The sequence below is a fragment of the Escherichia sp. E14S1 genome (assembly GCF_004211995.1).
Taxonomy (GTDB): Bacteria; Pseudomonadota; Gammaproteobacteria; order Enterobacterales; family Enterobacteriaceae; genus Escherichia.
In genome coordinates, this window is the sequence record NZ_RHJQ01000011.1 from 49,024 (window position 1) to 65,465 (window position 16,442).

18 protein-coding genes and 1 other annotated feature are annotated in these 16,442 nt (G+C 49.8%); of the genes, 10 read left to right on the top strand and 8 right to left on the bottom strand.

Features of this window, described 5'->3' with window-relative positions; genetic code table 11:
* Positions 1–38 precede the first annotated feature (38 nt).
* The 5 genes from ffh to rplS all read left to right on the top strand — a co-directional run bounded on the left by ffh (position 39) and on the right by rplS (position 3,539).
* Complete coding sequence (ffh, locus tag D9734_RS13590) at positions 39–1,400, top strand: signal recognition particle protein (RefSeq protein WP_000460035.1); 1,362 nt, start codon at positions 39–41, stop codon at positions 1,398–1,400.
* A 136-nt stretch (positions 1,401–1,536) separates the two neighbouring features.
* Entirely contained in the window at positions 1,537–1,785 is a 249-nt protein-coding gene (rpsP, locus tag D9734_RS13595) for a 30S ribosomal protein S16 (RefSeq protein ID WP_000256450.1), read from the top strand.
* A gap of 18 nt (positions 1,786–1,803) precedes the next feature.
* Positions 1,804–2,352, top strand: a complete 549-nt coding sequence (gene rimM, locus D9734_RS13600; protein WP_000043330.1) for a ribosome maturation factor RimM — start codon at positions 1,804–1,806, stop codon at positions 2,350–2,352.
* Positions 2,353–2,382: 30 nt separating this feature from the next.
* Entirely contained in the window at positions 2,383–3,150 is a 768-nt protein-coding gene (gene trmD, locus D9734_RS13605) for a tRNA (guanosine(37)-N1)-methyltransferase TrmD (protein WP_000264781.1), read from the top strand.
* Between the two features lie 41 nt (positions 3,151–3,191).
* Positions 3,192–3,539 (top strand): 50S ribosomal protein L19, encoded by a 348-nt coding sequence (rplS, locus tag D9734_RS13610; protein WP_000065253.1) that lies wholly within the window; start codon positions 3,192–3,194, stop codon positions 3,537–3,539.
* Between the two features lie 76 nt (positions 3,540–3,615).
* On the opposite strand, the gene D9734_RS13615 is transcribed toward rplS, so the two are convergent.
* From D9734_RS13615 to D9734_RS13630, 4 genes are all read right to left on the bottom strand, one after another.
* Entirely contained in the window at positions 3,616–4,098 is a 483-nt protein-coding gene (locus D9734_RS13615; RefSeq protein WP_064529888.1) for an OmpA family protein, read from the bottom strand.
* A 15-nt stretch (positions 4,099–4,113) separates the two neighbouring features.
* The gene (dgcN, locus tag D9734_RS13620; protein ID WP_130208143.1) at positions 4,114–5,337 is read right to left on the bottom strand and encodes a diguanylate cyclase DgcN; all 1,224 of its coding nucleotides are present in this window, start codon (positions 5,335–5,337) and stop codon (positions 4,114–4,116) included.
* Positions 5,330–5,848 (bottom strand): YfiR family protein, encoded by a 519-nt coding sequence (locus D9734_RS13625; RefSeq protein ID WP_130208145.1) that lies wholly within the window; start codon positions 5,846–5,848, stop codon positions 5,330–5,332. The genes dgcN and D9734_RS13625 overlap by 8 nt, the downstream gene beginning before the upstream one ends.
* A 150-nt stretch (positions 5,849–5,998) precedes the next feature.
* Complete coding sequence (locus tag D9734_RS13630; protein ID WP_130208147.1) at positions 5,999–6,361, bottom strand: DUF2799 domain-containing protein; 363 nt, start codon at positions 6,359–6,361, stop codon at positions 5,999–6,001.
* A gap of 211 nt (positions 6,362–6,572) precedes the next feature.
* Here D9734_RS13630 and aroF point away from each other — a divergent pair, with 211 nt between their 5' ends.
* Both aroF and tyrA read left to right on the top strand, forming a co-directional pair.
* Positions 6,573–7,643: a 3-deoxy-7-phosphoheptulonate synthase AroF gene (aroF, locus tag D9734_RS13635; RefSeq protein ID WP_130208149.1), complete on the top strand. Its 1,071-nt coding sequence runs from the start codon at positions 6,573–6,575 to the stop codon at positions 7,641–7,643.
* A 10-nt stretch (positions 7,644–7,653) separates the two neighbouring features.
* Complete coding sequence (gene tyrA, locus D9734_RS13640; RefSeq protein WP_130208151.1) at positions 7,654–8,775, top strand: bifunctional chorismate mutase/prephenate dehydrogenase; 1,122 nt, start codon at positions 7,654–7,656, stop codon at positions 8,773–8,775.
* Between the two features lie 41 nt (positions 8,776–8,816).
* On the opposite strand, the gene pheA is transcribed toward tyrA, so the two are convergent.
* The 4 genes from pheA to bamD all read right to left on the bottom strand — a co-directional run bounded on the left by pheA (position 8,817) and on the right by bamD (position 11,577).
* The gene (gene pheA, locus D9734_RS13645; protein ID WP_130208153.1) at positions 8,817–9,977 is read right to left on the bottom strand and encodes a bifunctional chorismate mutase/prephenate dehydratase; all 1,161 of its coding nucleotides are present in this window, start codon (positions 9,975–9,977) and stop codon (positions 8,817–8,819) included.
* Between the two features lie 22 nt (positions 9,978–9,999).
* Positions 10,000–10,125, bottom strand: a sequence feature (Phe leader region).
* On the bottom strand, positions 10,077–10,124 hold the full coding sequence (pheL, locus tag D9734_RS13650; RefSeq protein ID WP_100229775.1) for a pheA operon leader peptide PheL: 48 nt from the start codon (positions 10,122–10,124) through the stop codon (positions 10,077–10,079). It overlaps the preceding feature by 48 nt.
* A 102-nt stretch (positions 10,126–10,227) precedes the next feature.
* Complete coding sequence (raiA, locus tag D9734_RS13655) at positions 10,228–10,569, bottom strand: ribosome-associated translation inhibitor RaiA (RefSeq protein WP_000178461.1); 342 nt, start codon at positions 10,567–10,569, stop codon at positions 10,228–10,230.
* Between the two features lie 270 nt (positions 10,570–10,839).
* Entirely contained in the window at positions 10,840–11,577 is a 738-nt protein-coding gene (gene bamD / locus D9734_RS13660) for an outer membrane protein assembly factor BamD (RefSeq protein WP_000197686.1), read from the bottom strand.
* Between the two features lie 134 nt (positions 11,578–11,711).
* On the opposite strand from bamD, the gene rluD reads away from it, so the two are divergent.
* The 3 genes from rluD to clpB all read left to right on the top strand — a co-directional run bounded on the left by rluD (position 11,712) and on the right by clpB (position 16,123).
* Positions 11,712–12,692 carry a 23S rRNA pseudouridine(1911/1915/1917) synthase RluD gene (rluD, locus tag D9734_RS13665; RefSeq protein ID WP_130208155.1) on the top strand — a complete coding sequence of 327 codons (981 nt, stop codon included), beginning with the start codon at positions 11,712–11,714 and terminating at the stop codon, positions 12,690–12,692.
* On the top strand, positions 12,689–13,420 hold the full coding sequence (yfiH, locus tag D9734_RS13670) for a purine nucleoside phosphorylase YfiH (RefSeq protein WP_130208157.1): 732 nt from the start codon (positions 12,689–12,691) through the stop codon (positions 13,418–13,420). The genes rluD and yfiH overlap by 4 nt, the downstream gene beginning before the upstream one ends.
* Before the next feature lie 129 nt (positions 13,421–13,549).
* Positions 13,550–16,123, top strand: coding sequence for an ATP-dependent chaperone ClpB (gene clpB / locus D9734_RS13675; protein WP_130208159.1), 2,574 nt, complete (start codon positions 13,550–13,552; stop codon positions 16,121–16,123).
* The last annotated feature ends 319 nt before the right edge of the window (positions 16,124–16,442 follow it).

Genomic DNA, 16,442 nt, shown 5'->3' on the forward strand with positions numbered 1-16,442 from the left:
CGATTGCGGCCAACCGTTTCCACCCCAGGCGAGAGACAATGTTTGATAATTTAACCGATCGTTTGTCGCGCACGCTGCGCAATATCAGTGGCCGTGGACGCCTCACTGAAGACAACGTAAAAGATACGCTGCGCGAAGTGCGCATGGCGCTGCTGGAGGCGGACGTCGCTCTGCCGGTAGTGCGTGAGTTTATCAATCGCGTAAAAGAGAAAGCGGTTGGTCATGAAGTTAATAAGAGCCTGACGCCGGGGCAGGAGTTCGTCAAAATCGTCCGTAACGAACTGGTTGCGGCGATGGGCGAAGAGAACCAGACCCTGAATCTGGCTGCGCAACCGCCTGCGGTCGTGCTGATGGCGGGCCTGCAAGGTGCCGGTAAAACAACCAGCGTGGGCAAACTCGGTAAGTTCCTGCGCGAGAAGCACAAGAAGAAAGTGCTGGTTGTTTCTGCCGACGTTTATCGTCCGGCGGCAATCAAACAGCTTGAGACGTTGGCAGAGCAGGTGGGCGTTGATTTCTTCCCTTCTGATGTTGGTCAGAAACCGGTAGATATCGTTAACGCGGCGCTGAAAGAAGCCAAACTGAAATTCTACGACGTTCTGCTGGTGGATACCGCCGGTCGTCTGCACGTTGACGAAGCGATGATGGACGAGATCAAACAAGTCCATGCGTCGATTAATCCGGTTGAAACCCTGTTTGTGGTTGACGCCATGACCGGTCAGGATGCTGCCAATACGGCAAAAGCATTCAATGAAGCGTTACCGCTTACCGGCGTAGTGTTGACCAAAGTGGACGGCGATGCCCGCGGCGGTGCGGCGCTCTCTATTCGTCACATCACTGGCAAGCCTATCAAGTTCCTCGGTGTTGGCGAGAAAACAGAGGCGCTGGAGCCGTTCCACCCGGACCGTATCGCTTCCCGTATTCTCGGCATGGGCGATGTTCTGTCGCTGATCGAAGATATCGAAAGCAAAGTTGACCGTGCGCAGGCAGAGAAATTAGCCAGCAAGCTGAAAAAAGGCGACGGCTTCGATCTCAACGACTTCCTTGAGCAGCTGCGCCAGATGAAAAATATGGGCGGCATGGCCAGCCTAATGGGCAAGCTGCCGGGCATGGGGCAGATCCCGGATAACGTCAAGTCGCAGATGGACGATAAAGTGCTGGTGCGTATGGAAGCCATCATCAACTCGATGACGATGAAAGAGCGCGCTAAGCCAGAAATCATCAAAGGTTCGCGTAAGCGTCGTATCGCTGCCGGTTGCGGTATGCAGGTGCAGGACGTTAACCGCCTTCTGAAGCAGTTCGACGACATGCAGCGCATGATGAAGAAAATGAAGAAGGGCGGAATGGCGAAGATGATGAGAAGCATGAAAGGGATGATGCCACCGGGATTTCCTGGTCGCTAAATGACCTTATGCGACAGAGTTATTAACTGCTGATTGCATTTTCTCCAGAAATCAGTAAAATTTTCGGGCTTTTAATATGACACCGGACTCCGTTCCTCGATGGGGTCCGGTTGTTTTATTCACACAAGAGGATGTTATGGTAACTATTCGTTTAGCACGTCACGGCGCTAAAAAGCGTCCGTTCTACCAGGTTGTTGTCGCTGACAGCCGTAATGCACGCAACGGTCGCTTCATCGAGCGCGTTGGTTTCTTCAACCCAATCGCTAGCGAAAAAGAAGAAGGCACTCGCCTGGATCTGGATCGCATCGCTCACTGGGTTGGCCAGGGCGCAACTATTTCTGATCGCGTTGCTGCGCTGATCAAAGAAGTAAACAAAGCAGCTTAATCTGTCACGGTGGTCATGATGAGCAAACAACTCACCGCGCAAGCACCTGTTGATCCCATCGTTTTGGGAAAAATGGGTTCGTCTTACGGTATTCGTGGGTGGCTCAGAGTGTTTTCTTCCACCGAAGACGCCGAAAGCATTTTTGACTATCAGCCCTGGTTTATCCAGAAGGCGGGTCAGTGGCAGCAAGTCCAGCTGGAAAGCTGGAAGCACCACAATCAGGACATGATCATCAAGCTGAAAGGCGTTGACGATCGTGATGCGGCGAACCTTCTGACGAATTGTGAAATTGTCGTGGATTCATCGCAACTGCCTCAGCTTGAAGAGGGCGACTACTACTGGAAAGACCTGATGGGCTGCCAGGTAGTAACCACTGAAGGCTACGATCTCGGTAAAGTCATTGACATGATGGAAACCGGATCCAATGACGTTCTCGTCATTAAGGCAAACCTGAAAGATGCGTTTGGTATCAAGGAACGTCTCGTACCGTTCCTCGATGGGCAGGTTATCAAGAAAGTCGATCTCACTACTCGTTCAATCGAAGTAGATTGGGATCCTGGTTTTTAAACCACCGGATAAACGGTAAAAGACGGCGCTATGTGGATTGGCATAATTAGCCTGTTTCCTGAAATGTTCCGCGCAATTACCGATTACGGGGTAACTGGCCGGGCAGTTAAAAATGGCCTGCTGAGCATCCAGAGTTGGAGTCCTCGCGACTTCACGCATGACCGGCACCGTACCGTGGACGATCGTCCTTACGGTGGCGGACCGGGGATGTTAATGATGGTGCAACCTTTGCGGGACGCCATTCATGCAGCAAAAGCCGCGGCGGGTGAAGGCGCAAAGGTGATTTATCTGTCACCACAGGGACGCAAGCTTGATCAAGCGGGCGTCAGCGAACTGGCAACGAATCAAAAATTGATTCTGGTGTGCGGTCGCTACGAAGGTATAGATGAGCGCGTGATCCAAACCGAAATTGACGAAGAATGGTCAATCGGCGATTACGTTCTCAGTGGTGGTGAGTTACCAGCAATGACGCTGATTGACTCTGTTTCCCGGTTTATTCCGGGAGTACTGGGACATGAAGCCTCAGCAACGGAAGATTCCTTTGCTGAAGGATTGCTGGATTGCCCGCACTATACGCGGCCTGAGGTGTTAGAAGGGATGGAAGTTCCGTCAGTGTTACTGTCGGGCAACCATGCCGAGATACGTCGCTGGCGTTTGAAACAGTCGCTGGGCCGTACCTGGCTTAGAAGACCTGAACTTCTGGAAAACCTGGCTCTGACTGAAGAGCAAGCAAGGTTGCTGGCGGAGTTCAAAACGGAACACGCACAACAGCAACATAAACATGATGGGATGGCGTAAGCCCCCGAGATATCAGTTTACCCAGGATAAGAGATTAAATTATGAGCAACATTATTAAGCAACTTGAACAAGAGCAGATGAAGCAGGACGTACCTTCCTTCCGTCCGGGTGATACCGTGGAAGTGAAAGTATGGGTTGTTGAAGGTTCCAAAAAACGTCTGCAGGCATTCGAGGGCGTGGTTATCGCTATTCGTAACCGCGGTCTGCACTCTGCATTCACTGTTCGTAAAATTTCCAACGGCGAAGGCGTTGAGCGTGTCTTCCAGACTCACTCTCCGGTAGTTGACAGCATTTCTGTCAAACGTCGTGGTGCTGTTCGTAAAGCTAAACTGTACTACCTGCGTGAGCGTACTGGTAAGGCTGCTCGTATCAAAGAGCGTCTTAACTAAGATTTCGCTTAAGCGACATCCTGTTAAGAAGGGCTGGCCAATTGGCTGGCCCTTTTTTTATTTATTGAAATTGCGTTTACGGTGCACTAATCACCACAGCGACGCGGCGGTTCTCGGCGCGACCCTGTGCGGTCTTGTTACTGGCGATGGGGTATTTTTTCCCTAAGCCCTGAGTGGTGAGATTGCTGCGAGGAATTTGTCCACCTTCTGCCCACGCATCGGCGACGACATTTGCCCGCTTCAGCGATAAAGCTTCGTTGTAACTGTCTTCGCCGTAATTGTCGGTATGTCCATCCATACGGGCATGGGTTAAGCCCGTGGAGGTCAGTTTTGCGGCCATGGTCTGGATCTGTTGCTGACTTTCCGGGAGCAGTTTGTAGTCATTTTTAGCAAACAGAATGGTATCAGATAAGCCCAGCGACCAGTCGCCAGCGGATTCAGTAAAACCATAAGACTGCATAGCGGCGACTTGTTCTGGAGTAAACTTCCCTTGTGGTGACTGGCAGCCAGTCAGTATCAGTGAAGAGAACACCAGGGGAACTACCAGTTGCTTTATCATGTAGATATTTCCTTGTTATTTCACCAGCTTTTTAGCGCGCTGGTGTTTGGCCTGATACATATTATGGTCGGCCAGCTCTTGTAATTTTTCGGCGGAGACGTGCTCAATGGTCATCGCGTAACCAATGCTTAATGTCATAGTGGTTTGATGGCCATTATTAAGATCGAATGGTCGATTAAAAATTTGTGTCAGTGCCGTGCAAATCCGCTGCACTTCAGATTCTGACTGCACGCCATAGAGGACCATAGCGAATTCATCGCCGCCAATGCGGTATGCCTGATGTCGCAGCCCACCAAATTCAGCTAATCGTTTTGCCACTTCAATTAAGACCTGATCTCCCGTCGCATGACCCCAGGTATCATTGATATATTTGAAATTATCGCCATCAAGAAACAGTAATGCCGACGTTTTTCGGGCATCAGTACTGTTCATCAACGTGTTGATGCCGCTACGAAACGCTGCGCGGTTAGCCAGCCCGGTTAATGGGTCATGTAGCGCGGTACGTAGAAGCTGCGCATTTTTGGCCTGTAAACGAAGCTGCCACTCTTCCATTTCATCTAGCAGACTGTTGAAGTCGAGAGCGAAGCGGTGAAACTCTGCGATACGTTCTTCCGAAACTCGTCGGGAAAAATTGCGGTTGGAACGCACATCATGTACGACATCGGTGATGTTTTTTAACGCTTCAACCAGACCATTGTGCAAATGGCGGGTGAGGGTAATCGCGATGCCTGATGCCAGCAGAATACATGCAGTCAGGACAGCGAGTGAAAACCAGATAAAATGGCTAATTGAGCTGTCGCGTGCGGTTAACTGCACTTCGCCAATGGTTTCGCCATTGTGGCGAATCGGCTGAATGACGGGAGCCGGAAAGAGCCAGTGACTAATGAAATTACTGAAGGTATCTCCCGGTTCTCTGGCAGTGTAGTGCCAGGAAGCAATAATGTTTTGCTGATTATCACGCACTTCTGCGGTTGAAAATTGGCCTTGCTGACCTAGTGCGGCCAGAGTTTCTGTTGCTGCAGGACCATCGGCAAAAACGACCGCAGCTTCCAGGCTGTAAGTCATTGTTGCAGCGGTTAGTGCCAGGTTTTTTTGCGCGTATTGTTTCAGGGTTAGCACTGACGTCACGGAAAGCAGCAGCCAGATCAGCGTCATAGTGATAAATATGCTGGTCATGCTGATGTTGCGTAATGCTCTTTTAAACGTGGGGCGCTTATGAAGAGAATTATCGTTATCCATCGTTTTTCTTCCGTGCGAGCATTAAGACATCCGGGTTGACCTTAACACCACTACGCGATAAGGCATCCAGGTTTACGGCAAACCTGACGTTATTATTGTTGATGACCAGACAAAATGCGCTGCCAATAATGCACTCGGTATTTTGTTCGGCAATTAATAATAACGCCTTAGACGGATATTGTTCGATTAATTCTGTCTGGAATGTCGGTGATTCGCTGCCAAAATAAAAACCATTGCAGCCTGAAATCATCGCCTCTTGTTTGTTGTTAACGATGACAGGCAGGTAAGGCAAAGGCGTCGCACCTTTCTCTTGCAGGGCGGTGCTAAATCGTGAAGATGAAAAAATACATAGTCTTGGTGGACCAGATACCGTCGGCCAGCGAGTGTAGCTTACGATACCGGAAACCATTAAACGCACATTTTTCGTAACGTCAGTGGTTTCCTGAGCGAGTAATGGCGCGCCTGCCAGAAGGAATAGCAGCAGTAAGAACAGTAGGTGAGAAAAGCGCATTCAGGGATCCTCACCATCTTCGCTCGAAACGCATCGAAAATTTTTCAGAATGTTCATTAAAATATCATTCTTTTGTGTGGTCGTCATCCAGAAGAGAATTAAAAATCGAATAAGTTAAATCTTATGATTAATTTTGTGGTGGGATTTAAATTAATTAAGTTTCATCGTGCGGGCATTTTCATCAGCTCCTTTTTGCCATACTTCATGCAATTGGCTGGCATTTTCTACATTGTTGCAGCTGGCAGGGAAACTTTTACCGGAAAGCCCTCGGACATAAGTAAAATCGACCTGGCAGGTTTTCTTTTGCCCTTCGGCATATCCTTTAAGATATATCCCCCGATCAGCCTGTGAATCGTTAAAAGCATCGTCATTTTTTATAGCAACGCCTGATATCGCATCTTCCATACCAACATCATACCAGTCAGTGCTGGTCAAGGTTGGTGCGTGAGTATAGGGATCAATCTGACAGCCGCTAACAACCAAAGCTAACAAAGGGGCGATAAAGTGTTTCATTGTTTTTTCTCCTTTTTCAAAGCATAGCGGATTGTTTTTATTGTGTATGTAAATTTATTTGTACATTTATTGGTGGTTAAAACGTATATGAATTGCTGGTGTAAACTATTATTTACTAAACATGGATTGAAATCTTTACTTGTTGTGATATCGTTGCGTCATCCTCGCTGAGGATCAACTATCGCAAACGAGCATAAACAGGATCGCCATCATGCAAAAAGACGCGCTGAACAACGTACATATTACCGACGAACAGGTTCTGATGACCCCGGAACAGTTGAAGGCAGCTTTTCCATTAAGCCGACAACAAGAGGCCCAGATTGCTGATTCGCGTAAAACTATTTCAGATATCATCGCTGGGCGCGATCCCCGGCTGCTGGTGGTGTGTGGTCCTTGCTCCATTCATGATCCTGAAACCGCACTGGAATATGCTCGTCGATTTAAAGCCCTTGCCGCAGAGGTCAGCGATAGTCTCTATTTGGTGATGCGCGTCTATTTTGAAAAGCCCCGTACCACTGTTGGCTGGAAAGGGTTGATTAACGATCCACATATGGATGGCTCCTTTGATGTTGAAACAGGATTAAAGATTGCACGTAAGTTGCTGTTGGAACTGGTAGATATGGGATTACCGTTGGCGACGGAAGCGTTAGATCCAAACAGCCCGCAATATTTGGGTGATCTGTTTAGCTGGTCGGCAATTGGTGCTCGTACCACGGAATCGCAAACGCACCGTGAAATGGCATCCGGGCTTTCCATGCCGGTTGGTTTTAAAAACGGCACTGATGGCAGTCTGGCGACAGCAATTAATGCTATGCGTGCCGCTGCACAACCGCATCGCTTTGTTGGTATTAATCAGGCAGGGCAGGTGGCGCTGCTGCAAACTCAGGGTAATCCGGACGGACATGTGATTCTGCGTGGCGGAAAAGCACCGAACTATAGCCCGGCGGATATCGCGCAATGTGAAAAAGAGATGGAACAGGCGGGACTGCGCCCCTCACTGATGGTAGATTGCAGCCACGGTAATTCCAATAAAGATTATCGCCGTCAGCCTGCGGTGGCAGAATCCGTGGTTGCCCAAATTAAAGATGGCAATCGCTCAATTATTGGTCTGATGATCGAAAGTAACATCCACGAAGGCAATCAGTCTTCCGAGCAACCACGCAGTGAAATGAAATACGGTGTATCCGTAACAGATGCCTGCATAAGCTGGGAAATGACCGATGCCTTGCTGCGTGAAATTCATCAGGATCTGAATGGGCAGCTGACGGCACGCGTGGCTTAAGAGGTTTATTATGGTTGCTGAGTTGACCGCATTACGCGATCAAATTGATGAAGTCGATAAAGAGCTGCTGAATTTATTAGCAAAGCGTCTGGAACTGGTTGCTGAAGTCGGTGAAGTGAAAAGCCGCTTTGGGTTACCCATTTATGTACCGGAGCGCGAGGCATCCATGCTGGCCTCGCGGCGCGCAGAGGCGGAAGCTCTCGGCGTTCCGCCAGATCTGATTGAAGATGTTCTGCGTCGGGTAATGCGTGAGTCCTACTCCAGCGAAAACGACAAAGGATTTAAAACGCTTTGTCCTTCATTACGTCCGGTAGTCATTGTTGGTGGCGGTGGTCAGATGGGGCGCATGTTCGAGAAGATGTTGACGCTCTCTGGCTATCAGGTGCGGATTCTTGAACAATATGACTGGGATCGCGCGGCTGAGATTGTTGCCGATGCCGGTATGGTGATTGTCAGTGTACCGATTCATGTTACTGAACAAGTCATTGGCAAATTACCACGTTTACCGCAAGACTGTATTCTGGTCGATCTGGCATCAGTGAAGAATGGACCATTACAGGCCATGCTGGCGGCGCATGATGGTCCAGTGCTGGGGCTTCACCCGATGTTTGGTCCGGATAGCGGCAGCCTGGCGAAGCAGGTCGTGGTCTGGTGTGATGGACGTCAGCCAGAAGCGTACCAATGGTTTCTTGAACAAATTCAGGTCTGGGGCGCGCGACTGCATCGCATTAGCGCCGTCGAACATGATCAGAATATGGCGTTTATCCAGGCGTTGCGCCACTTTGCCACTTTTGCTTATGGCCTGCATCTGGCAGAAGAAAATGTTCAGCTTGAGCAGCTTCTGGCACTCTCTTCGCCCATATATCGTCTTGAGTTGGCGATGGTCGGGCGACTGTTTGCCCAGGATCCGCAGCTTTATGCCGATATTATTATGTCTTCAGAACGTAATCTGGCGTTGATCAAACGTTACTATAAGCGTTTTGGTGAGGCGATTGAGTTGCTGGAGCAGGGCGATAAGCAGGCGTTTATTGACAGCTTCCGCAAGGTGGAGCACTGGTTCGGCGATTACGCACAACGCTTCCAGAATGAAAGCCGCGTATTATTGCGTCAGGCGAACGATAGCCGCCAGTAATAACTCTGTGCCGGATGATTCACATCATCCGGCTTTTTTCATCAGGTTGGATCAACAGGCACTACGTTTTCACTTGGGTAACAACCCAATACCTTCATTGAACGGGTTATTTCTCCTAACTCTTTTAACGCCTTTTGCATTTCCACGGATTCAAGATTGGCCTGAATATCCAGATAAAACATCTCTTCCCACGGATTACCGTGAATCGGACGTGATTCCAGACGGGTCATAATCAGATTGTGGTTGCGCAATACCAGCAACGCTTCAACCAGAGCACCAGCTTGTTGTCCGGTAGCCATTAACAGTGTGGTTTTTGCCGGAACCTGGTCAGACACGTTAATGGCTTTACGTGCCAGCACCACAAATCGGGTGAAGTTTTGTCGTTGATTCGCCTCAATGCGCTCCAGTACCTGTAAACCGTACAAGGAACCGCCAGCTTCGCTCCCCAGCGCAGCGACATGTGGTGATTTTGCCTGTGCAACTTTTTCCATTGCCGCAGACGTACTCTCGGTATATTCAATCTTCCAGTGCGGGTAACGGTTAAGGAATTTGCTGCATTGCTGGAACGGCTGCGGATGGCTGTAGACCGTATTGATGGTGGATAAATCAGTAGTGCCGGAGACCAACAAACAATGGTCGATAGTTAACGTCATCTCGCCAACAATCGATAAGCTGGTATGTTGCAGCAGATCGTAAACGTCGTTTATGGCACCGGAGCTGGTATTTTCAATCGGTACGACAGCATAGTCGGCCTGGCCGGTTTCCACCTGATTAAAAATATCGGCAAATTTGGCGCAGCCGCTTTCAATGAATTGCTCAAAGTGACGGGCAGCGTACTGGCGCGCCGCAAGATGGGAATAAGAACCTTTGGGGCCGAGAAAAGCAATGCGGGCTGAGTGCGGATTAATTTTATTGAGATGCTGCTGGAGTAAAGCCTGCTGAGTTAATACGGAATCTTCAATGATGAGCTGGAACAGGCGAGTAATGTAGTGGGCATCCAGATGGTGTGTCTTACCAAGCGTAATTAATCTTTCCAGCAAATCGCGCTCACGATCGATATCACGCACCGGGCGATGAGAAAGGAGTTTGGCTTTTCCCACCTCAACGGCTAGCTCGCGCCGCTCAGCCAGTAACGCCAGCAATTTTTCGTCCAGCGTGCTAATTTTCTCGCGCAGCGCCAGTAACGGGTTTTCCGATGTCATAGTGTTGCCTTTTTTGTTATCAATAAAAAAGGCCTCCCGATTTGGGAGGCCTTATTGTTCGTCTTCGCATTCTGTTTCACACGACGAAACGCCTCCCATTCAGGGGAAGGTAAAAAAGAATGCGAAGAAAAACGGCGTTTGTTTCATGTTTGTTTCCTTAAGCGACTTCAGTACAGTACCCGTACTGTTTTCATGCTGTCAACAAAAAACGCGCCCGAAGGCGCGTTGGCGATACACTCAATATAAAGGACTACTCTTCTTCAACTTCTTCGACGAAGTTGGCGTCTTTCACCGACGTTGCGGCACGACGTGCTTCGCCTTTGTGCTGCAGTTTATTGAGCTGCCGTTCCAGCTTGTTGATCAATTCGTTAATAGCGGTGTACATATCTTCATGTTTACCACTGGCAACCAGAACGCCGTTAGGTGTATTGATAGTGGCGTCAGCAACGAACCCCTGTGGTTCCTTGGACAGAATGATATGCGGATTAATCAGGTGCGTTTGCCATTTTTCCAGTTTGGCGAGACGGTCTTCGACATGTTGGCGGATTGCCGGAGTAATTTCCATTTGTTTGCTGGTAATGTTCATTGTCATAAATTTTACCTCTTGTCTTCCCGTCTTGGTGAATTCAGCATACCGCTCCTGATGTCAAAATGTGTGATGAAAATCTCATAATTTTGTCACTTTTTGTCAACGAAGTTTTTTTGTGAGAAATCGCAGGAAGAGGTGTTTTTTTACTTGAGGAATGTCTCAAAGCGAGCCATATTTGATAGGATCAGTCGCGACTGAATCGCTTTAGTTAGCGTTCAAATCGAATAAAAAAACGACAGCTCCAGGGCTGCCGTTTTGCGTATATCACACCTGTTAAGTGTTGCTGCTGTTAGCGGCAATAATTTTCGCGACTTTTTCAGCCTGAGCGTTCATCTGCATCTGGCGGTAAGCATTTTCCATCAGCGGCAGCGCATCACGCGTAGCCTGGGTATCCGGGTAGTCACGCAGCATGCCTTCGACGCGGTTGACGACGGCAACCCATGCGCCACGTTCGGTGTAGTACTCTGCAACGGAGTATTCATATTTCGCCAGACGATCTTTCAGGAACACCAGACGTTTGGTTGCATCAGTGGTGTACTGGCTGTTTGGATAGCCGCGCACCAGTTTGGAAAAGTCACTAAACGCAGCTCGAGCATGTTGAGGATCGCGATCGCTACGGTCAACGCCAAAGAACCCTTGCAGCGCACTGTCATCCAGCGCCATATTGGTCAGGCCACGCATGTACATGACATAATCGATATTCGGATGGGTCGGGTTGAGGCGAATAAAACGATCGATGGCAGCCTGTGCTAACGGCAGATCGGCGTTTTTATAGTAGGCGTAGATGAGATCCAGCTGCACCTGCTGCGAATACGGACCAAACGGATAGCGATTATCTAACGCTTCCAGTTGCGTTATTGCCTGTCTCCAGTTACCGTCCTGCAGCTTTTGTTGTGCAGTCGCGTAAATTTCATTTGGCGGATTATCAGGTACTTCTTCCTTTGACCCCGAGCAACCCGCCAAAAACAGGCTTAGTGTGGCGGCTGCCACCAGATATTTCATGCGCGTCATGACGTTTTGACTTTCCTCAAAATGTAATACGGGAGATTCTCTGTTCCTGCTCCCGGTTAAGACCAGCTACAATAGCACACTATATTAAACGGCAAAGCCGTAAAACCCCAACGATAAACGAAGAAGCAGTATATATGGCACAACGAGTAGAACTCACTGCAACAGTGTCCGAAAACCAACTCGGTCAACGCTTAGATCAGGCTTTAGCCGAAATGTTCCCGGATTATTCACGTTCGCGAATAAAAGAATGGATCCTCGACCAGCGCGTGCTGGTTAACGGCAAAATTTGTGATAAGCCGAAAGAAAAAGTATTGGGTGGCGAGCTGGTGGCCATCAACGCCGAGATTGAAGAAGAAGCGCGTTTTGAACCGCAGGATATCCCGCTGGATATCGTCTATGAAGATGAAGACATTATCGTCATTAATAAACCGCGCGACCTGGTGGTACATCCTGGCGCGGGTAACCCGGATGGCACGGTATTGAATGCGTTGCTTCATTACTATCCGCCCATTGCCGATGTACCGCGTGCGGGTATTGTCCATCGTCTGGATAAAGACACCACTGGACTCATGGTTGTGGCAAAAACCGTTCCAGCCCAGACGCGCCTGGTGGAATCTCTGCAACGACGTGAAATTACTCGTGAGTATGAAGCGGTAGCAATTGGTCATATGACTGCTGGTGGCACGGTGGACGAGCCAATCAGTCGCCATCCGACCAAACGAACTCATATGGCGGTGCATCCGATGGGCAAACCGGCGGTCACTCACTATCGCATTATGGAACACTTCCGTGTGCACACGCGTCTGCGGCTGCGTCTGGAAACTGGACGTACGCACCAGATCCGCGTGCATATGGCCCATATAACCCATCCGCTGGTGGGCGATCCGGTTTATGGTGGCCGTCCGCGTCCGCCAAAAGGTGCTTCGGAAGCGTTTATCTCCACGCTGCGTAAGTTTGATCGTCAGGCGCTTCATGCAACCATGCTGCGTCTTTATCACCCGATCTCCGGCATTGAAATGGAATGGCATGCACCTATTCCACAAGATATGGTGGAGCTGATTGAGGTGATGCGCGCCGATTTCGAAGAGCATAAGGATGAAGTGGACTGGTTATGAGTAAGCTGATTGTCCCGCAGTGGCCGCTGCCAAAAGGTGTTGCGGCCTGTAGCTCTACCCGTGTCGGCGGCGTGAGCTTGCCGCCCTACGACTCGCTCAACCTCGGTGCTCATTGTGGTGATAACCCGGAGCACGTCGAGGAAAATCGCAAGCGGCTTTTTGCTGCGGGTAATTTGCCTTCAAAACCGGTCTGGCTTGAGCAGGTACACGGTAAAGATGTGCTTAAGCTTACTGGCGAACCTTATACCTCAAAACGGGCGGATGCCTCGTATAGCAACACACCCGGCACGGTTTGTGCCGTAATGACAGCCGATTGCCTGCCTGTGCTGTTTTGCAATCGGGCAGGAACGGAAGTCGCGGCTGCCCATGCTGGCTGGCGTGGACTGTGCGCAGGCGTGCTGGAAGAGACGGTTTCCTGCTTTGCCGATAAGCCCGAAAACATTCTTGCCTGGTTGGGGCCGGCAATCGGTCCACGCGCGTTTGAAGTGGGGCCGGAGGTTCGCGAGGCGTTTATGGAAGTAGACGCCAACGCGAGTACAGCTTTCATTCAGCATGGTGATAAGTATCTGGCGGATATTTATCAGCTTGCCCGACAGCGTCTGGCGAGCGTTGGTGTTGAGCAAATTTTCGGCGGCGACCGTTGTACATATACGGAAAATGAGACTTTCTTCTCTTATCGTCGCGACAAGATCACCGGTCGTATGGCAAGTTTCATTTGGCTGATATAACCTAAAGAATCAAGACGATCCGGTACGCGTGATTTTCTTTTCACATTAATCTGGTCAATAACCTTGAATAATTGAGGGATGACCTCATTTAATCTCCAGTAGCAACTTTGATCCGTTATGGGAGGAGTTATGCGTCTGGATCGTCTTACTAATAAATTCCAGCTTGCTCTTGCCGATGCCCAATCACTTGCACTCGGGCACGACAACCAATTCATCGAACCACTTCATTTAATGAGCGCCCTGCTGAATCAGGAAGGGGGTTCGGTTAGTCCTTTATTAACATCTGCTGGCATCAATGCTGGCCAGTTGCGCACAGATATCACTCAGGCATTAAACCGTTTACCACAGGTTGAAGGTACAGGTGGCGATGTCCAGCCATCACAGGATCTGGTGCGCGTTCTTAATCTTTGCGACAAGCTGGCGCAAAAACGTGGTGATAACTTTATCTCGTCAGAACTGTTCGTTCTGGCGGCACTTGAGTCTCGCGGCACGCTGGCCGATATCCTGAAAGCAGCAGGGGCGACCACCGCCAACATTACTCAAGCGATTGAACAAATGCGCGGAGGTGAAAGCGTGAACGATCAAGGAGCTGAAGACCAACGTCAGGCTTTGAAAAAATACACCATCGACCTTACCGAACGAGCCGAACAAGGCAAACTCGATCCGGTGATTGGTCGTGATGAAGAAATTCGCCGTACCATTCAGGTACTGCAACGTCGTACTAAAAATAACCCGGTGCTGATTGGTGAGCCTGGTGTTGGTAAAACTGCCATCGTTGAAGGTCTGGCGCAGCGTATTATTAATGGTGAAGTGCCGGAAGGGCTGAAAGGCCGCCGCGTACTGGCGCTGGATATGGGTGCGCTGGTGGCTGGGGCGAAATATCGCGGTGAGTTTGAAGAACGTTTAAAAGGCGTGCTTAACGATCTCTCCAAACAGGAAGGCAACGTCATCCTGTTTATCGACGAATTACATACCATGGTCGGCGCAGGTAAAGCCGATGGCGCAATGGACGCCGGGAATATGCTGAAACCGGCACTGGCGCGTGGTGAACTGCACTGTGTGGGTGCTACGACGCTGGACGAATATCGCCAGTACATCGAAAAAGATGCTGCGTTGGAACGTCGCTTCCAGAAAGTGTTTGTTGCCGAGCCTTCTGTTGAAGACACCATTGCTATTCTGCGTGGCCTGAAAGAACGTTACGAGCTGCACCACCATGTGCAAATTACTGACCCGGCAATTGTTGCAGCGGCGACATTGTCTCATCGCTACATTGCTGACCGTCAGCTGCCGGATAAAGCCATCGACCTGATCGATGAAGCAGCATCCAGCATTCGTATGCAGATTGACTCAAAACCGGAAGAACTCGACCGACTTGATCGCCGTATTATCCAGCTCAAACTGGAACAACAGGCGTTAATGAAAGAGTCTGATGAAGCCAGTAAAAAACGCCTGGATATGCTCAACGAAGAACTGAGCGACAAAGAACGTCAGTACTCCGAGTTAGAAGAAGAGTGGAAAGCAGAGAAAGCGTCGCTCTCTGGTACACAGACCATTAAAGCGGAACTGGAGCAGGCGAAAATCGCCATTGAACAGGCTCGCCGTGTGGGTGACCTGGCGCGGATGTCTGAACTGCAATACGGCAAAATCCCGGAACTGGAAAAGCAACTGGAAGCCGCAACGCAGCTCGAAGGCAAAACTATGCGTCTGTTGCGTAATAAAGTGACCGACGCCGAAATTGCTGAAGTGCTGGCGCGTTGGACGGGGATTCCGGTTTCTCGCATGATGGAAAGCGAGCGCGAAAAACTGCTGCGTATGGAGCAAGAACTGCACCAGCGCGTTATTGGTCAGAACGAAGCGGTTGATGCGGTATCTAACGCTATTCGTCGTAGCCGTGCGGGGCTGGCGGATCCAAATCGCCCGATTGGTTCATTCCTGTTCCTCGGCCCAACTGGTGTGGGGAAAACTGAACTTTGTAAGGCGCTGGCGAACTTTATGTTTGATAGCGACGAGGCGATGGTCCGTATCGATATGTCCGAGTTTATGGAGAAACACTCGGTGTCTCGTCTGGTTGGTGCGCCTCCGGGATATGTCGGTTATGAAGAAGGTGGCTACCTGACCGAAGCGGTGCGTCGTCGTCCGTATTCCGTCATCCTGCTGGATGAAGTGGAAAAAGCGCATCCGGATGTCTTCAACATTCTGTTGCAGGTACTGGATGATGGGCGTCTGACTGATGGGCAGGGGAGAACGGTCGACTTCCGTAATACGGTTGTCATTATGACCTCTAACCTCGGTTCCGATTTGATTCAGGAACGCTTCGGTGAACTGGATTATGCGCACATGAAAGAGCTGGTGCTCGGTGTGGTAAGCCATAACTTCCGTCCGGAGTTTATTAACCGTATTGATGAGGTGGTGGTCTTCCATCCGCTGGGTGAACAGCACATTGCGTCGATTGCGCAGATTCAGTTGAAACGTCTGTACAAACGTCTGGAAGAACGTAGTTATGAAATCCACATTTCTGACGAGGCGCTGAAACTGCTGAGCGAGAACGGTTACGATCCGGTCTATGGTGCACGTCCTCTGAAACGTGCTATCCAGCAGCAGATCGAAAACCCGCTGGCACAGCAAATACTGTCTGGTGAATTGGTTCCGGGTAAAGTTATTCGCCTGGAAGTTAATGAAGACCGGATTGTCGCCGTCCAGTAAATAAGACAAGCGAGCCCTTCGGGGCTCGCTTTTTGTCTAATTTCCAACCGGAATGGTCGTTTTTAAGGTGTCTTGCTTAAGAATTGAACGAACGATAAATTTTTTATATTTTCCGCTTGTCTCTTCAGAATAACTCCCTATAATGCGCCACCACTGACACGGAACAACGGCTAACACGCCGCCGGGTCAGCGGGATTCTCCTGAGAATTCCGGCAGAGAAAAGCGAAAATAAACGCTTGACTCTGAAGGGGGGAAGGTGTAATATACGCCACCTCGCGACAGTGAGCTGAAAGCCGCATCGCAACTGCTCTTTAACAAT